The sequence below is a fragment of the Methanolobus bombayensis genome, assembly GCF_017873415.1.
Taxonomy (GTDB): domain Archaea; phylum Halobacteriota; class Methanosarcinia; order Methanosarcinales; family Methanosarcinaceae; genus Methanolobus; species Methanolobus bombayensis.
Genome location: NZ_JAGGKD010000005.1, coordinates 36,284 through 53,070 on the forward strand (window position 1 = coordinate 36,284; position 16,787 = coordinate 53,070).

Genomic DNA, 16,787 nt, shown 5'->3' on the forward strand with positions numbered 1-16,787 from the left:
AGATGGTAAATATGGTTTCAATATTGGTTAGTTCATCAGAAGAGTTCTCTGGTAAGAGCTCTATATGTATGGGTTTGGGGAAAATATTCCAGAAAAGCGGTTTAAAGATCGGCTATATGAAACCGGTGGGTAATCTCCTGATCGATGTGGACGGTTCACTTACGGATGAAGATTCCGAAGGCATTAAGAACTTGTTGGGGATTGCAGATTCTGCTAAATATGTAACTCCAATCCATCTTACAGACAGTCTGATAGACGATGCACTCAAAGGTGTTGAGAAAGATCTTGATAAAAGACTTTCAGATGCATTTTCTGTAATTTCAAAGGATAAAGATGTAATATTCGTTGAAGGTACCGGTTGTATCGGTGGGGGTTCAATGTATGGCCTTTCAGACCCTGAAGTGGCATCTAAACTTGGAATACCAATGATGCTTGTCACACGTTTCGATTCCATATCTGCAATTGACAGGATACTTTGTGACGTGCGTATTGTTGGCGATAAAGCAAATCTCACAGGTGTGATACTCAACGAAGTTCCACGCAATATGGAAGACAGGGTCACCGAGATAGTTGTTCCTTTCCTTGAGCGCAAAGGAATAAAGGTTTTCGGAGTTATTTACGAAGATCATACTCTTCGTTCAGTGTTTATTTCTGAGATCGTTGAAGACCTGCATGCAGAAGTCCTTGTAGCTCCTGATAAACTGGACCAGCTTGTCGAGAACTATCTTGTAGGTGCAATGGAAGTCGGTTCTGCGATAAAATACTTCAGACGCCAGCCAAACAGTGTTGTAATCACCGGTGGTGACAGGGCAGATATACAGATGGCTGCAATTGATTCAAGAGTGAAATGTCTCATTCTCACAGGAAATATGCGTCCAAGTGGTGCTGTTCTTGCAAGTGCAGAGGAAGCCGGAATTCCTGTAATTCTTGTGCGTGGAGATACCATGAACACCATTGAAAGAATGGAACACCTAATCGGTCATGCACATATAAAACAGCAAGTAAAGCTTGACAGAGTTACCGAACTTCTGAGAAATCATCTGGACATTACTGCTATTGCAGAAAGTATTGGCGTTGAATTAAATGAGTAAAGGAGATTCTAAAATCTCTTTTTCATCTCCTTTTTATTTCCATAGCAACTTTGCTTATTTTTCCAGTTTCATTGTTTTTTCTTTTAGTGCTTTTACAACATCCGGATCCTGCAAAGTTGTAAGGTCTCCCGGATCTTTTTCGTTTGCAATTGCTTTGAGAACTCTTCTCATAATCTTACCACTTCTTGTTTTTGGGAGGTCATCTGCAAAGATTATCTGTTTAGGTCTGGCAAAGGGTCCAATATTCTTTTCAACGTAAGTTCTGAGCTCTTTCTTGATATCTTCACTTTCCTCAACGCCAGTTCTGAGTGTCACATAACAGTAGATGACCTCACCTCTGAGCTCGTCTTCTTTCCCTACAACTCCTGCTTCGGCTACTGAAGGATGTGAAACCATTATGCTTTCAAACTCTGCACTTCCAATACGGTGTCCTGAAACTTTGATAACATCGTCCACACGACCAATAATCCAGAAATAACCATCTTTATCTCTTTTTGCTCCGTCACCTGCAAAATAGGTCTTGTTATCCCATTTGCTCCAGTAGGTCTCGATGAAACGTTCTTCATTTCCAAATACAGTGCGGACCATGCTTGGCCATGGATTGAGAATTGCAAGATAACCATTCTCTCCGGGTGCAACTTCTTTTCCTTTATCATTCAGAACCGTTGCTTTAATTCCAGGGAATGCCATTGTGGCACTTCCTGGTTTTGTCGTGGTGATACCTGGAAGTGCTGATATCATTATCATTCCAGTTTCGGTCTGCCACCAGGTATCAACAACAGGACATTTTCCAAGTCCGATGTTTTCATGATACCAAAGCCATGCACCGGGATTTATTGGTTCACCCACAGAACCGATAAGCCTGAGTGTTGATATGTCATGCATCTGAGGCCATGATGGTCCCCACTTCATGAACGTCCTGATGGCTGTTGGTGCGGTGTAAAGTATCGTTACCCTGTGCCTTTCGATTATATCCCAGTACCTGTCCTTATCAGGATAATCCGGTGCACCTTCATAGGTTACAAGGGTGGTACCGTTGGCAAGTGGACCATAGACAATGTATGAGTGTCCTGTTATCCATCCGCAATCTGCAGTACACCAGTAGATATCATCTTCTTTAAGGTCAAAGATGAATTTGCTGGTTGTCTGGGTTGCCACCATGTATCCACCGGTGGTGTGAACTATTCCTTTTGGTTTTCCTGTTGTACCGCTGGTGTACATCAAAAAGAGCATATCTTCGGAATCCATGACTTCAGGTTCACATGAAGTGCCTGCTCCTTCCATGACATCATGCCACCAGATGTCTCTTCCTTCCTTCATCTGTACATCGTTTTTCTGGTGGTTGACAACTATTACTCTGTCAACGATTCCACAGGAGCGGATTCCGTCATCGACCTTGTTCTTTTGTTCGACAACTTTTCCTCGGCGTGAGTATCCGTCACAGGTCACAAGAATCCTACTATTGGCATTTCCAATCCTGGTTGCAAGTGATTCCCCGGAGAATGCTGCAAAAACAACACTGTGCGGTGCTCCTATACGTGCACATGCCAGCATTGAGATGATAACCTCAGGTATCATTGGGAGATATATTGTAACAATATCTCCTTTTTTCACTCCAAGGTCTTTGAGGACATTTGCAAATTTACAAACCTCATCAAGCAGTTCTCTGTATGTGTATCTCCGAATCTCACCGCCTTCGGATTCCCAGATAAGTGCATTCTTATCTGCACGTTCTTTCAGATTAGTATCAAGACAATTGTAGCATGCATTGAGCTTTCCTCCAACGAACCACTTTGAATGTGGAGGCTCCCATTCCAGCACTTTTTCCCATTTACTATACCAGTCAATATTCTCTGCATTCTTTTCCCAGAACGCTTCCGGGTCTTCATCGGCTATTCTGTAAATATCAGGATCATTGATATTTGCATTTACAGCGAAATCTTCCGGTGCTTCAAACACAGCTTCGCTTTCTTGAGATTTTTCTGATTTTTCTCCCATGATAACACCCACATGGACAATTTGTCCCTAAGTAAAATAGTATCAATTTATTTATATGGTTTTTTGTGGGCTGATGAGAGGTAGTTTAAAATAACTTTTACAGAGAAAGCCGGAAAAATAATGTAAAATAAAGAATGATGATGTGAAGAAAATATTTCATTTCTTCATCATTTCAAGTACGTCACAGACTTTGTTGATTGTGTCAACTGCTGTTTTCATACCTTCTTCATCTTCTGCAGCAGGTTTCCTGAGAATTCCACCAAAGTGTCCGCCGTCACCGACAACTATCATTCCGTGTATGTGCATCCATTCATGTATAGACTGGATGGTCTTCTCCTGGCCACCGTTCCTTGAACCGCCTATTGCCATGGCTGCACCAACTTTGTTGCTGAGCCTGAATCCCTGTCTCCTGTGTACAACGCTTCTGTCACAGAGTGCTTTAAGCTGTGCTGTCATTGTTCCGAAATAGACCGGAGATGAAACTACTATTGCGTCTGCTTCTAACAGTTTATCATAGACTGGCTTCATATCATCATCAATTACACACTTTTCTCCTTTAGCGCAAACACCACATGCAGTACATGGAGCAACTTTTGATTCAGAGAGGAATACAGCATCTGTTTCAAAACCTCTTTCACCTGCTATCTCCAGCATGTTCTTGATCAATGTATCATTATTCTGGCCTGCTTTAGGGCTTCCTGATATTCCGAGTATCTTCATAAGATCACCACTTTGCAATAGAAGGCAATCAATATTAGTTTTTGGCTGTTTTGATTTACAGAAAAGGTATAATACGATTAGTTCATTATGACAAAAAATCAGACAATATATGTCATTTATATACTTAAGTGGACTTATTTACTCTATATATACTATAATGATCAGCTCATTCAGGTTAAAAGAAGCGGTGATGGAATTTTGACTAGCAGGGACTATCTTACTATTGATGATTTTGATATAGACGGTAAAACCATACTTGTACGGGTGGATCTGAACACTCCTATGGATACTGACGATAATATTCTCGATGATATGAGAATTAAAAGCCACATACCTACCATAAAAGATCTTGAGGATGCTAAGGTTGTTCTTATGGCTCATCAGAGTCGTGCAGGTAAAAACGATTTTACAACCATGAAACCGCATTCTCAGCTAATGTCCCAGTATCTTGGTAAGGAAGTAAAGTATGTGGACGATATTTTCGGAACATATGCACGTACCTCCATTGCTTCCATGAAAAAAGGCGATGTGATTTTGCTTGAGAATGTCAGATTCTATTCTGAAGAAAGCATAACAAGGCCAGCAAGTGAACACTCAACCACTCATATGGTAAGAAAACTTTCTCCTCTGATTGATATTTACCTTAATGATGCTTTTGCTGTTTCCCACAGAAGTCATCTTTCCATCATGGGCTTTACTGAAACCCTGCCAACAGGCGCCGGACGTGTAATGGAGAAAGAGATAACATCACTTGACAGGGGTGTAAAAGGTGGTGAGAGGCCATGTATCTTTGTACTGGGTGGTGCAAAGGTTGATGATTCCCTGACGGTTGCCGAGAATGTGCTCAGTAATGGAGGTGCTGACAGAGTGCTTGTAACAGGTGTTGTTGCAAATGTTATGCTTGCAGCATCAGGTGTTGATATTGGTTCCACAAATCTGGATTTCATAGAATCACAGGGTTATACTGACCAGATAGAAAGAGGAAAAGAAGTTCTTGCAAAATTCAATGGTAAGATCGGACTTCCTTCAGATGTTGCTTTTAATGATGGTGGAAACAGGGTGGAAGCTCATGTGAGCGAGTTACCTGACGGCAACCTCCCCATAAATGATATTGGTCTTGAGACGATCGTTTCTTTTTCTGATGAAATTAAAGCTGCAAAGACTGTGGTTCTTAACGGTCCTGCAGGTCTTTCAGAAGTTGAACCATTTGCACTTGGCACTCACGAGATTATCAAAGCGGCTGTGGAATCGGAATATTCTATAGCAGGCGGTGGTCATATTTCTGCCGAAGTGAGAAACCTTGGTTATGAAGAAAAGTTCTCCCACCTCAGTACTGGTGGTGGTGCATGTATTGACTATCTTGCAGGGGCAGAGTTGCCGGGAATTGAAGCTCTTAAGTCTGCAGCCACTCGATACAGACTTAACAGATAAGAACTAAATTTATTTGCTGATCATAAAGTCAGCAAAAAAGGAGTTTAGTTTATGAGTGATGGGATAAAATTACTTTCAGATACCGAAGGTCAGGCAGCTGTGCAACTTGCCAGAGATGCCATTGAATTATATTTAAGAACAGGTGAGATGATGGATGGCTCGGAGATCCAGCTCCCTGCTATATTTGAAGAAATACGGGGTGTTTTTGTAACCCTCACTAAAAGCCATGATCTCCGAGGCTGCATAGGCCATCCTTATGCAGATTCTTCACTAAGAAATGCAATCACAGATTCAGCTCTCTCAGCAGCACTTCGTGACCCAAGATTTCCTCCGGTTAAAAAGGAAGAGATGGATGAGATCACTGTTGAAGTTACCATACTCACAAAACCTGAGCTTGTTGATGTTCCTCCAAAGGAACTACCATCTTCAATTGAGATAGGAAAACACGGATTGATAGTGAAAAGTGGTTACAGGCAGGGTCTGCTATTACCTCAGGTGGCTCCTGAAAATGATTTTGATGAGATAGAGTTCCTGAACCACACATGCATAAAAGCTGGTCTTCCACATGATGCATGGGTAACAGGTGCTGAAGTTTACGCTTTTGAAGGCCAGATATTTACAGAGACCAAACCCCGTGGCGAAGTCAAAGAAAAAGACTTCAAGGACGGCTCATGTTCAGGTAATTGATCGATTACCTGACATGAATATTTTGTTATATGATTTTTCATTTTTGTTTTAAAGGTAGCTTTCAAGCACTTTAAGAATAGAATCCACATCTCTTTCAAGTGCCTTTACTGCCATTTCCATCATCAGGTTGACGATGCCTTCGTCACCGAATGTCCTGAAATCAGTCTTAAGTCCAAGTACCGGAATTCCTTTTGCATAGGCATAGCCCATTTCCCATGCTGTCCCTGAATCCACATCACTGCCACCATCAAGCACCGCCAGCACAATATCCGATTCGTCAATTCCCTGTACATCATTATCAAAAATAGTTTTCTGCCTGTCCTCCATACGGCTTGATTCGGTATCATTACCGTCCTCCTGTGGCAGAAATACAGAGAATCCCATCTCAACCAGCCTGTCCCTGAGCAGTACGTTAAAATCCCTCTCCGCCTGTGAAAAAAGTGGCCCTGCTAAGTATATCTGTTTTTTTCCATCCATTAATTATTCCATCCATTTAATTTAAGAGAAATGTATAATTGACCAACTGCTTAATAATTGTGTTGTAAGCAGGGTGAAAATAATAATTCGTTTGTCTATTCTTCGTCTGTATCGATGTTTTCCATTTCATCAAGGAATTTTTTGACAATTGACTCGAGCTTCAGTATCTGCCTGTAGTAACGGGCAACTATTTCCATTTCACTTGTAGTTTTATCTGATCCGTCACGCTCGTATTTTTTGATGATATCCGGTAATATCTTTTTTGATGGAAGGATTACATTATCATATTTCATTCGCAGTGCCTGTGCACCGATAGCTGCAAGATTCTTGTCAAGGAAAAAGAAAGCTTTTTTTGAACCTGGCTTTTTGAATCTTTTTATGATATGGAATTGTGAGAGGTTTTTCATAGCAGTACTGACGGCTGATAAACTGTATCCGGTTTCTATAGATATCTCTTCAAGTGACATTTCTTCAGGCTCTATGAAAAGCACTCCGACAATTCTTGAAGAGATTTCGTCAAAACCCTCAGATTTTAAGTTCTGTGTTATGAGTTCTGTAAATTCTTGCTTTGGGCTTTCCAGATCAGAAGGTATCCAGAATACATTCCCGGGTTCCCTTTTTCTTGTAGGATAGAGCAAAGATGATCGTTCTCTTGTATTACTACCTCTTTCATCACCTGGACGAAGGGGTGTAAGCTTTGCTGTCTTTTTTTCTTTGTCACCCATGGAACTGCCTCAATATCGAAATTGTCGGACATTTAAAAATGTGCAAAAATACGATATTTTAGTCATGAATTCCATGCCTATAATGTTTTCTATGAAAAAAGTGCTGGAACTTGCCAATTTCAGTTGTTTTATAAAAGTTTGTTCCGAATCTGCAAAGTTTGTTCGATCTGTTATTCATCGATTATTTTCCACGTATAGTTAAGCCCTGACCCCATTCTTATCAATGAGGCTACTAGTATTGCTTCATCGATTTCCTCTTCTGAAATTCCTGCTTCTTTTGCAAGTTTTCTATTTACTGAAAAACATTTGTCACAACCAACTGCAACAGCACTTGCAATTACAAGGAGTTTCTTGGTTCTGCTGTCGATCGCACCATCTTTCATAATGTTTTTTTTCATTGCAGAAAAGCCGATCTTCCTATCAATTTCGTCAAATTTTTCCAGGTTATTCATTATCATGTCTCCTCTACATTTTCAAGAAAAGCTTCTCCTCTTGGTGATATCTGATACATTAGCGGCTCACTGTTCTCAACTCTGTCCACGTAAAGAGCATTTTCCAGCATTTCAACGTGAAACTTCGCCATAGAGCTATTGAGGCTCAGATTATCCCCTATCTCCACAACACTAAGAGAGTTATTATTCAACATTTTGAGGATCTTGCGACGTGTAGGATTTTGCATTGTCTGGAGTCCTATCTTATGATCTTCAGTAGGATTTGTCTTCAGTCTTCCTTCTTTCTCTAACCTGTTGAGCCATTCCTGTTTTTTCGTTAAAGTGTCCTTTCCACTCATTTGACCACCTGTTTATATTTTAAATTACTGAACTTTCAGTAATCACTGAAATTTATAAAACTTTAATTTATTTAATGTTATGGGTCAAGCTCGATCACCTGAAATAGGAGTACAAAAACTATTATTTCCCGGCTCTGACAATTAACAAGGATTGCATGCGTCACAATCATCATTAGGTTTGAGTGTTTGATGGGAGCTGTTATTTTTTATATCAATACTATGTATTATGTTCGCTAAAAAATATATGAAAGTAAGTGGATATTGTAAAGCTGGTTTACAGCAAGGTACGATGCAATCAGTTTGAGAGATGCAGATTGAGAGGTATCTCAAAAGTAAAGTTACTACCTTTTCCAGGTTCACTTATTACATCGATAGTTCCACCATGGAGCTCTATGAACTTTTTAGTGAGTGCAAGTCCAATTCCTGCTCCACTATATTTTCGGGCAATGGAACCATCTATCTGAAGCAATGGCTTGAATATAGTTTCAAGATCGTCTTTATTTATTCCTATTCCAGTATCAGTTACTGATATTTGCAGCATATGGCCGGATGTTGAGGTCTCGATGGTAACTGCTCCTCCCTGGCCTGTGAACTTGACAGCATTTTCAAGAAGGTTGTGTATTATCTGGGTCAGTTTATATTCATCTGCATAAAAGGTCCCAATTGCTTCTTTTCTTTTAAATGAAAGGTTGATACTCTTATCTGCTGCCCTTTTTGAGATCAGCATGATTATTTCATTGATAAGAGAATCCAGTGTTATCTTTTTAAGATTAAGATTTTCCAGGTCATTGATCTCATATCTGGAGAAATCGATAATTTTATTAATCAGGTCAAGAAGGTCTTTCCCACTGGTATTGATGTACTCAATATACTTTTTTTGTTCATCGCTAAGTCCTTTATACTCCTGCTGCAACAGCACATCTGAAAAACCAATTACTGCGGTAAGTGGTGTTCTCAGTTCATGTGATACATTCTTCATAAATTCACTTTTGATACGGTTTGTATCTTCAGATATGATCTTTGAATATATCAAAGCCTCTTCTGCCATTTTTCTTTCTGTGATATCCCAGTTTGTTCCTATTATTTTTAATGGTGTTCCGTTTGTATCACGTTTGACAATGGAATGTGCTTCCAGAAAACGAATATCTCCTTTAGGGGTGATTATACGAAATTCTGTTTTAAAGTCTTTTATTCCGGAAATTGCATCATTAAGCTCTTTCAGAGCTTTTTCTACATCATCCGGATGAACTCTTTTTTCCCAGTAATTGAACTCTCCTGTAAACTTACCTGGATCGGATCCGTATAATTCATGCATTTTTTTATCCCATATAAGGGAATTAGTTTTGAAATCCCATTCCCATATGCCGATTTCAGCACTTTTTGTTGCAAGAGAAAGTCTTTGAGTTGCAGAACCAAGCATTTCTTCTGCATTTATCCTATCACTAATATCAGTGTGTACTCCAAGGAAAAGGTTATCTGAAAGACTTACTATGTCCAGTGACCAGTAGCCTCTTGTACCATCCTTTTTTATGAATGGCAATTCAGTAGAAAGGTATCCTTTTTCGTGTAATTCATGGAACAGTTTTTCATAGCTGTATTTTTCTTCAGGTGGAAAAGTATCTTTCTGGTTCATTGATAGCAATTCTTCCCTGGTGTAACCTGTTATCTTACATGCTGCCGGATTCACGTCTATATACTGCCCGGTGTCATCCGCCACAATAATTGCGCTGGGTGAATTATCCACATAACTACGGAATTTTCTTTCATTTTCCTTGAAAGCTTCCTCTGCTTTTCTTCTTTCTATTTCTGCAGCAGCGCGTGAAGCAAAACTACTGAGTATGGAATACAAGTGTTCAGAACGTTCCATTGGTTTTTCGTCAATTATTGCAAGTAATCCAATTATCTCATTGGAATTGTTCTTTAGTGGAAGTCCCCAGTAACTTTCTGCTTTCAATCGTTGAAGTGTCCGGCTTTTCGGGAAGAATTGTTGTACGTTTGAAGGACAGAACCATTCTCCGTTCAGGATTACATTTTCACATAGAGTTCCTGTAATTTTGAAATCAAAGTCTTCTGTGTAATTTCCATGGCTCCATACTGCAATCGTAGATGCTTTTTCTCCTCCTTCTGTGCAGTATTCAGCCAGAAACGCAGTGTCAATATTCTGAGAAACAGAAAGTTGACGGACAAGGATCCTGAATATATTATCTCCACGTTCAAATCCTGTTTCAGCAATGGTGGTCAAGGTGTCTCTGAAATTTTTTCTTTCGGTTATATCACGAACAATTGCAAGTACATTATCTTCATAAAGAGGACTCAGCCTTGCTTCGAAAAAGGACTTTTTCCCATTGCTGCTGAGCTGATATTCAACTGTCTGCATACTCCCTGAATCTATACATTTGTTGCACATTTCTATATACTTACTTGCTTCTTCATCAGAGAATACATCTTTTATGTTCGAACCAATTATATTCTCAAAAGGAACCGCAGGCTTTGAGTCATCTCCCGGATAGTATTCTCTGCAATATCCTTCCCTGTCAATAACAAATAGCATATCGGGTAATGTATCGATTATCGCTTTATCCCTTTCAGCCTGCAGCTTATGTATTGTTTCTGCTTTTTTGCGTTCAGTTACATCTGTTATTATGGTTGCAAACTGACCTTTTCGCGGCCTGTATGCTACAACTTCGTAGAACCTGTCAAGTTCCTGTGAATAATTTTCATAAAATAAGGGTTCACCGGATAATGCTACATTTCCGTATTTATCTATCCAGTAATCTTCGGTATTAGGTAATACTTCAAGAACAGTTCTGCCAATGATAGCTTCTTTTTTAAGGCCCGTTATTCTTTCAAAACTATCATTTACGTCAAGGAAGCGATAATCTATAACTTTTCCATCATAATTCGTAATTATTTCATGAACTGCAAGCCCCTGCTGCATTCCGGAAACCAGTGTTCTGAACTTTTCCTCGCTTTCCCTTAGTGTTGTTTCAGCTTTTTTCCTTTCAGAGATATCAGTACATACACAAAGTACAAGGGTCTTATTTTCATAATAAATATTACTTGAACTTATTGACACATCAAAAGTACTTCCATCCTTACGGCGATATATGGTTTCCAGATCCTCACCAGACATTCCAACGGAAGTTATTATTTTTTCCAGCTCACTTCTGGTCCATTTTGCATCCCAGTCCCATACATGTAATTGTTTCACTTCATCAAGAGAATAACCAAGCATATTAGCATAACTCTGGTTAGCATCATAAACACCACCTTTTTGGTCAAGAATGACAATCCCATCTCTTGATTGATTTATCAGAATATTCCATCTATTTGCTGCTTCTGACAGTTTTTCTTCATTCCTTTTCCTTTCAGTTATGTCAAGAGCTGTGAATGTTACTCCTTTTTTCAGATCGTTTAAATCAATGGGCGTTGAGGAAAGTAACACATCAATGATGGTCCCATCTTTTTTTATCCATCTTGTTTCAACTGTTCCTGTTCCTTGTTCAGCTATCTGACGATATTTTTCAGAACCTACATATTCAAAATCAGAATCAGTTGGATATAATTTTCTGGCACTGTACCCTATAAGTTCTGTCTCAGTGTAGCCGGTCATCTCGCATATTCGGGAGTTAACCTCAGTAAGAATCCTCTCAGATACAACTCCTATTCCGATGGGTGCGGCTTTGAATATACTTCTGAGTCTTTTCTCACTTTCAGATAAGCCGTTGGGTTCACTTTTTATGTTTTTATGTAACCTGGCTGTTTCACCCATATTTATCACTCTATGGAATTTCCGGCACAGATCTTTTATCAATCCACAGTTTCTTTATTTGATCATCAAAATAAGACTTCTCTTCAAAATTGATGTATGAGTGTTTGATGTGAGCAGTTAACATAGGAGAATATTATTTTGTCCGATCTTCAAATGTAATTATGCGAGGGAATCTCCTGTATTTACATTTGACATTAAGAAGTATATATTTATTTTGCTATCTTTTAGTTAGTATATATTGCACATTTGTATTGAACAATCTGTATAATAACATCAGATGTCTGGTTTTTGAAAGATTGGAAAACCTTTTATTTCCTGATTTCCAAATTTGAAAGGGGGTTAACAAGTGGAAATCAGTTCAGGGAAGAAAATCTGGTGGATAGTTTTTGTATTTATAGCAATTATCGCAATCATTATCCTGTCTGCCAATTATCTGGGTGTTCGCCCGACAGTTACAGGCTCAGGAGTTGATGGAATTACTTTACCTGAGGGCTTTGTTATCGATGTATATGCTGATGATCTTGGCAAGTCTCTGCTTTCTTTCGGTGGTCCGTCCCCCGGTCCCCGCATGATGATGATAAAAGATGGCCTTCTCTTTGTCTCTATTCCTAACAAAGGAATCATAGCAATCCTCCCGGACAGGAATAATGATAACAATGCCGATGAACTTCTGATTTTCATTCAGGACCTTAATAATCCACATGGAATTGACTACTATGATGGCTGGTATTACATTGCAGAGGAAAGCAGAGTTATTCGTGTAAGGGATGATGATGGAGACCTTGTAGCTGATAATAACAGCCTTGAAGTGTTGATAGATAATCTTCCAACAGGAGGACATTACACAAGGACCATCAAAGTTCATGATGGTGAACTGTACCTGAGCATGGGTTCTTCATGTAATGTCTGTGATGAGTCCAATGAAATGAGAGCTGCCATATCAAAAAGTGATCTTGATGGCAGTAATCTGACAATATTTGCAAGCGGACTTCGTAATTCTGTAGGTCTGGAATTCCATCCTGAGACAGGTGAATTATACGCAACTGAAAACGGAAGGGACTGGCTTGGTGACAACACTCCGCCTGATGAGATCAACCTGATAGTTGAAGGCGGTGATTATGGATGGCCGGACTGTTATGGTAAGAATATCTTTGACACTGATTTCAATAATAGTAGGTACACCGGAAATCCCTGTAATGAGAGAGGTAAAATCCCGAGTTTAATTGACCTTCAGGCTCATTCCGCACCACTTGGACTGACATTTTATGATGGTGACATGTTCCCTGAAGAATATCAGGATGATCTGTTTGTGTGCTACCACGGTTCCTGGAACCGTAAAGAACCTACCGGATACAAGATCGTCAATATTGACATGGATACTCATCAGGTCAATGATTTTGCAACAGGATGGCTCAAGGCAGCAACAATAAGCGGCAGGCCGGTTGATGTGATCGTTGCGGATGATGGTTCGCTTTTTGTGAGTGATGACAATGCGGGGAAGATATACAGGATACGTTATGAAGGCTGAAAAAGGAACTACTTTAATATAAGAGTTTGATACAGTTATAGTGGAGTCGTTTATTTCATTCCGATTGCGATATTGGATTCCACATTCATATTAGCGGGGTTATATAATTACTATACAGAATATCCGGTCAGATATTGATTTTACAGAGGATTTGACACAGGGCAATTCATTCTCCCTGCTTTATGACACAACAGACCAACTTGTAGATGTTGTTGCTTCCTTTTTTGATGCTGGACTCAGTAACAATGAGTGTTGCCTCTGGGGTGTAGCGGGACAGCTTGATATCGATGATGTGAAAGACCTGCTCAGGGATGCAGGACTTGATGTTGACAGATATGTTGAGAATGGACAACTGATATTCTCAGAATGCAATGAATGTTACATTGCCGGAGAAGGCTCTGTTTCTGACATGGACCTTCTGAAATGGCAGGAGATATACAACATTGCAATGGCTGAAGGTTACAATGGCCTGCGTATAGTTGACAAATTCACGATTGTAGATGGCGATTCCTGGGACAGCTTTGTGGAATATGAAAAACAGGCCATGGGACTTATCAGGACTAAGAAGATCACAGGTCTTTTTGCTTTTCTCCTCGAAGCACGTTCAAGGACGGAAATGATTGAAATTATCAGCATGCATGACGGGACCATTATTGAGAAAAATAGCAGGTGGACACTGCTTCAGAGTTCTTCCTCATGCAAGACAATTAGCAGGAGTCAGTATTTCAGGGATGAGATCCTTGAAAATGTGTGGACAGGTTTCTGGGCTGTCGATGAAAATGACAAGATCGTCTTCTTCAATAAGGGTATGGAATCTATATCCGGCCTGTCTAAAAGTGATGTATGCGGAAAGAAACTGACAAATTTCATACCTCAAAGTATTGAGGGTGAAGATCCCGGATTTGCAGATGTTTTCCAGGCAGTAAAGGAAGACCTGCAATCAAGAAGTTATGACGTTTTCCCATTTGTCAAACCCGACGGTCAGTTCATTTATCATAGTGGCTTTTTACTTCCTCTCACAGATGATGAGGGTAATTACAGTGGTATGATAGGTACTATAGGCAAGCTTGTGGAGCAGACAATCAACCATGAAACATTGCGTGATAAATTCAAATCAATAGAAAAACTGGAAGATATATACAGAAAAAGTCCTGTTGTGGCATTTCTATGGAGTGCGGAAATGGGCTGGCCTGTTGCTTTTGTTTCTGAGAATATCTCACAGTTCGGTTATACTCCCGAGGATCTGACTTCAGGTAAAATGAATTACGGAGACATAATCCATCCTGATGATCAGTATTATGTACGCAGCGGTGTAGAAGAGCTTGAAATTCAGGGAAAGATGTTCTTCTCAAAGGAATATCGTCTTATGACAAAGTCCGGCAAGGTACGCTGGGTTACGGAAAGATCACACCTTATAAGAGATAAAAAAGGGAATCCTGCTTATTACCAGGGCATAATAATAGATATCACTAAAAGGAAAAAGGCAGAAGAAACCGCTCTTAATTCTGAGAAAAAATACCGTCTCATTTTTGAGAATTCCCCTCTTGGTATTTTCCATTTCAATGAAAAAGGAATTATCACTCATTGTAATGAAAAATTCCTGAAAATAATGGAGCTGAAAAGTAAAGAAGATATCATTGGTTTTGACCTTGGAGCATCAATTGTAGATAAAAATATGAAAAAAGCAGTTGATGATGCGCTTTCAAGAAAACAGGGTTTCTTTGAAGGTGAATATCACACGGTTTCTACTGATATTACAATCTACATAAAAGCATATTACAGTCCTAATATTGCAGAAGATGGTTCCTTCCTTGGTGGGATAGGTGTTTTTGAGGACATATCCGAAAAGAAGAGAGCCGAAGATGCCGTACTTGAGGCTGAAAAGAAATACCGCCTTATCTTTGAGAACTCTCCTGTAGGGATTTTCCATTTCAATGCAGAGGGTATTGTCACCCATTGTAATGAGAAGTTCCTTCAGATCATAGGAGTGAAAAATAAGGACTATGTTATTGGTTTTAATATGGTCACTCAGATACAGGATAAGGATATGAAAAAGGCTATTTCGGATGTCCTTTCAAGAAAAACAGGTCATTTTGAAGGTAAATACCATACTGTCATAAGCGGCAAGGAGCTTTATCTCAAAGCAGATTATAGTCCTAATGTTGCAGATGATGGCACTCTTTTGGGAGGTATTGGTATCTATGGCGATGTTTCTATTCGTAAAAAGGCAGAAGAGGCTTTGCGGCTTGATGAATCCCGCCTGGAAGCATTACTGAAGATAAGTCATGTCACAGATCTATCTCTGCGAAGTGTAGCAGATTTTGTGCAGGAAGAAGCTGTACGCTTGACCCAGAGTAAGATAGGTTATCTTGCATTTCTCAATGATTCCGGTGCCAAGCTTACAATTTATTCATGGTCTCAGAGTATCATGGACAAATGTAAGGTTAAGGGAAGGAAGCTTGAATACCCGATCGAGGAAATAGGTCTCTGGGGGGAACCTATCAGGCAGAGAAAAGCTGTGATTGTAAATGATTTCGATGCTCCCAATCCATTGAAACATGGTTACCCTGAAGGTCACATCAGACTTAAGCGTTACATGAGCATCCCTATATTTGACGGGAAGAAGATCGTAGGTGTTGCCGGTGTTGGTAATAAGGAAGCTGATTACGATAAAACGGATGTAAGGCAGCTTACATTGTTCATGGAAGGCATGTGGAAACTTATCCAGCGCCAGAAATCAGAAGATACTTTGCGTGAGTATGCAGACGAGCTTTCCAAGGTCAATAAGGAGCTTTCAAAGACCAATGAAGAACTTTCACAGGCTAACGAGGAATTGAAATCCCTGGACAGGATGAAGGATGATTTCCTCTCGAATGTAAGTCATGAATTCAAGACCCCTCTGACATCCATTCAGGGATACAGCCAGCTTATTTCTGACGGAACACTTGGTGATGTGAATGAACAGCAGCAAAAGGCTGTGGAGACTGTGCTCAGGAATTCAGAACGGCTTAGAAGACTTGTGGATTCTTTGTTATATCTGAGCCGTGCACAGTCCGGTAAACTGAACTATTCTTTTGAAATGCTTGATATCGGGGACATACTGGATCATTCGGTTCAGGATCTTGCACTTCAGGCTGCAAGTAAGAACATAGAACTTGTGACAGATATTCCTTCTGATCTCCCACAACTTGCTGTTGACCGTGATAAGATGATGGATGTTTTTGTGAACCTGATCGACAATGCAGTTAAGTTCACTCCCGAAGGTGGCAAAGTTACGGTTTCAGCACATGTCTCTGAAGGCTCAATGTATCTGGATGTAGAGGATACAGGAATTGGAATTCCTGAAGATAAAATACCAATGCTTTTCCAGCGTTTCTATCAGGTTGATTCATCTGTTAAGAGAAGATATGGTGGCACCGGACTTGGTCTTTACATCTGTAAGAAGATAGTTGAGGATCATAAAGGTGATATTTACGTCAGCAGTGAAGAAGGGAAAGGAACCTCAATTCATATTCGTCTTCCTCTGGAACGATGAAATCGTCTGAAACACTTTTAAATCCTGCATCAG

General features: G+C 39.9%; 12 protein-coding genes. 5 read left to right on the plus strand and 7 right to left on the minus strand.

Annotation, left to right across the window (positions count from 1 at the left end; all coding sequences use genetic code 11):
* Positions 1-11 precede the first annotated feature (11 nt).
* A complete protein-coding gene (locus J2746_RS07240; RefSeq protein ID WP_209618457.1) occupies positions 12-1,091 on the plus strand; it encodes a phosphotransacetylase family protein in 1,080 nt (359 codons plus the stop codon).
* Between the two features lie 54 nt (positions 1,092-1,145).
* Here the strand turns inward: J2746_RS07240 and acs are convergent, their stop codons facing one another.
* Together acs and J2746_RS07250 are read right to left on the minus strand one after the other, a co-directional pair.
* Complete coding sequence (gene acs / locus J2746_RS07245; protein ID WP_209618460.1) at positions 1,146-3,089, minus strand: acetate--CoA ligase; 1,944 nt, start codon at positions 3,087-3,089, stop codon at positions 1,146-1,148.
* Between the two features lie 156 nt (positions 3,090-3,245).
* A complete protein-coding gene (locus J2746_RS07250; RefSeq protein WP_209618463.1) occupies positions 3,246-3,809 on the minus strand; it encodes a flavodoxin family protein in 564 nt (187 codons plus the stop codon).
* A gap of 195 nt (positions 3,810-4,004) precedes the next feature.
* On the opposite strand from J2746_RS07250, the gene J2746_RS07255 reads away from it, so the two are divergent.
* Complete coding sequence (locus J2746_RS07255; RefSeq protein WP_342451823.1) at positions 4,005-5,240, plus strand: phosphoglycerate kinase; 1,236 nt, start codon at positions 4,005-4,007, stop codon at positions 5,238-5,240.
* A 51-nt stretch (positions 5,241-5,291) separates the two neighbouring features.
* A complete protein-coding gene (locus J2746_RS07260) occupies positions 5,292-5,927 on the plus strand; it encodes a TIGR00296 family protein (RefSeq protein ID WP_209618467.1) in 636 nt (211 codons plus the stop codon).
* Positions 5,928-5,975: 48 nt separating this feature from the next.
* Here the strand turns inward: J2746_RS07260 and J2746_RS07265 are convergent, their stop codons facing one another.
* From J2746_RS07265 to J2746_RS07285, 5 genes are all read right to left on the minus strand, one after another.
* A complete protein-coding gene (locus tag J2746_RS07265; protein WP_209618470.1) occupies positions 5,976-6,404 on the minus strand; it encodes a nucleoside 2-deoxyribosyltransferase in 429 nt (142 codons plus the stop codon).
* A 95-nt stretch (positions 6,405-6,499) separates the two neighbouring features.
* Positions 6,500-7,129, minus strand: a complete 630-nt coding sequence (locus J2746_RS07270; protein ID WP_209618473.1) for a GbsR/MarR family transcriptional regulator — start codon at positions 7,127-7,129, stop codon at positions 6,500-6,502.
* A gap of 170 nt (positions 7,130-7,299) precedes the next feature.
* A complete protein-coding gene (locus J2746_RS07275) occupies positions 7,300-7,581 on the minus strand; it encodes a carboxymuconolactone decarboxylase family protein (RefSeq protein ID WP_209618476.1) in 282 nt (93 codons plus the stop codon).
* Between the two features lie 2 nt (positions 7,582-7,583).
* Positions 7,584-7,919 carry a winged helix-turn-helix domain-containing protein gene (locus J2746_RS07280; protein WP_209618478.1) on the minus strand — a complete coding sequence of 112 codons (336 nt, stop codon included), beginning with the start codon at positions 7,917-7,919 and terminating at the stop codon, positions 7,584-7,586.
* A 295-nt stretch (positions 7,920-8,214) separates the two neighbouring features.
* Positions 8,215-11,691, minus strand: coding sequence for a PAS domain S-box protein (locus J2746_RS07285; protein WP_209618481.1), 3,477 nt, complete (start codon positions 11,689-11,691; stop codon positions 8,215-8,217).
* Positions 11,692-12,037: 346 nt separating this feature from the next.
* Between J2746_RS07285 and J2746_RS07290 the strand changes: the two genes are divergently transcribed.
* Positions 12,038-13,219 carry a PQQ-dependent sugar dehydrogenase gene (locus J2746_RS07290; protein WP_209618485.1) on the plus strand — a complete coding sequence of 394 codons (1,182 nt, stop codon included), beginning with the start codon at positions 12,038-12,040 and terminating at the stop codon, positions 13,217-13,219.
* A 151-nt stretch (positions 13,220-13,370) separates the two neighbouring features.
* Positions 13,371-16,754, plus strand: coding sequence for a PAS domain S-box protein (locus J2746_RS07295; RefSeq protein ID WP_209618488.1), 3,384 nt, complete (start codon positions 13,371-13,373; stop codon positions 16,752-16,754).
* The last annotated feature ends 33 nt before the right edge of the window (positions 16,755-16,787 follow it).

Bases quoted from the DNA above. Each gene is read 5' to 3' on its own strand.
- J2746_RS07240 (WP_209618457.1), top strand. From the start codon at position 12: ATGGTTTCAATATTGGTTAGTTCATCAGAAGAGTTCTCTGGTAAGAGC.
- acs (WP_209618460.1), bottom strand. From the start codon at position 3,089: ATGGGAGAAAAATCAGAAAAATCTCAAGAAAGCGAAGCTGTGTTTGAA.
- J2746_RS07250 (WP_209618463.1), bottom strand. From the start codon at position 3,809: ATGAAGATACTCGGAATATCAGGAAGCCCTAAAGCAGGCCAGAATAAT.
- J2746_RS07260 (WP_209618467.1), top strand. From the start codon at position 5,292: ATGAGTGATGGGATAAAATTACTTTCAGATACCGAAGGTCAGGCAGCT.
- J2746_RS07265 (WP_209618470.1), bottom strand. From the start codon at position 6,404: ATGGATGGAAAAAAACAGATATACTTAGCAGGGCCACTTTTTTCACAG.
- J2746_RS07270 (WP_209618473.1), bottom strand. From the start codon at position 7,129: ATGGGTGACAAAGAAAAAAAGACAGCAAAGCTTACACCCCTTCGTCCA.
- J2746_RS07275 (WP_209618476.1), bottom strand. From the start codon at position 7,581: ATGAATAACCTGGAAAAATTTGACGAAATTGATAGGAAGATCGGCTTT.
- J2746_RS07280 (WP_209618478.1), bottom strand. From the start codon at position 7,919: ATGAGTGGAAAGGACACTTTAACGAAAAAACAGGAATGGCTCAACAGG.
- J2746_RS07285 (WP_209618481.1), bottom strand. From the start codon at position 11,691: ATGGGTGAAACAGCCAGGTTACATAAAAACATAAAAAGTGAACCCAAC.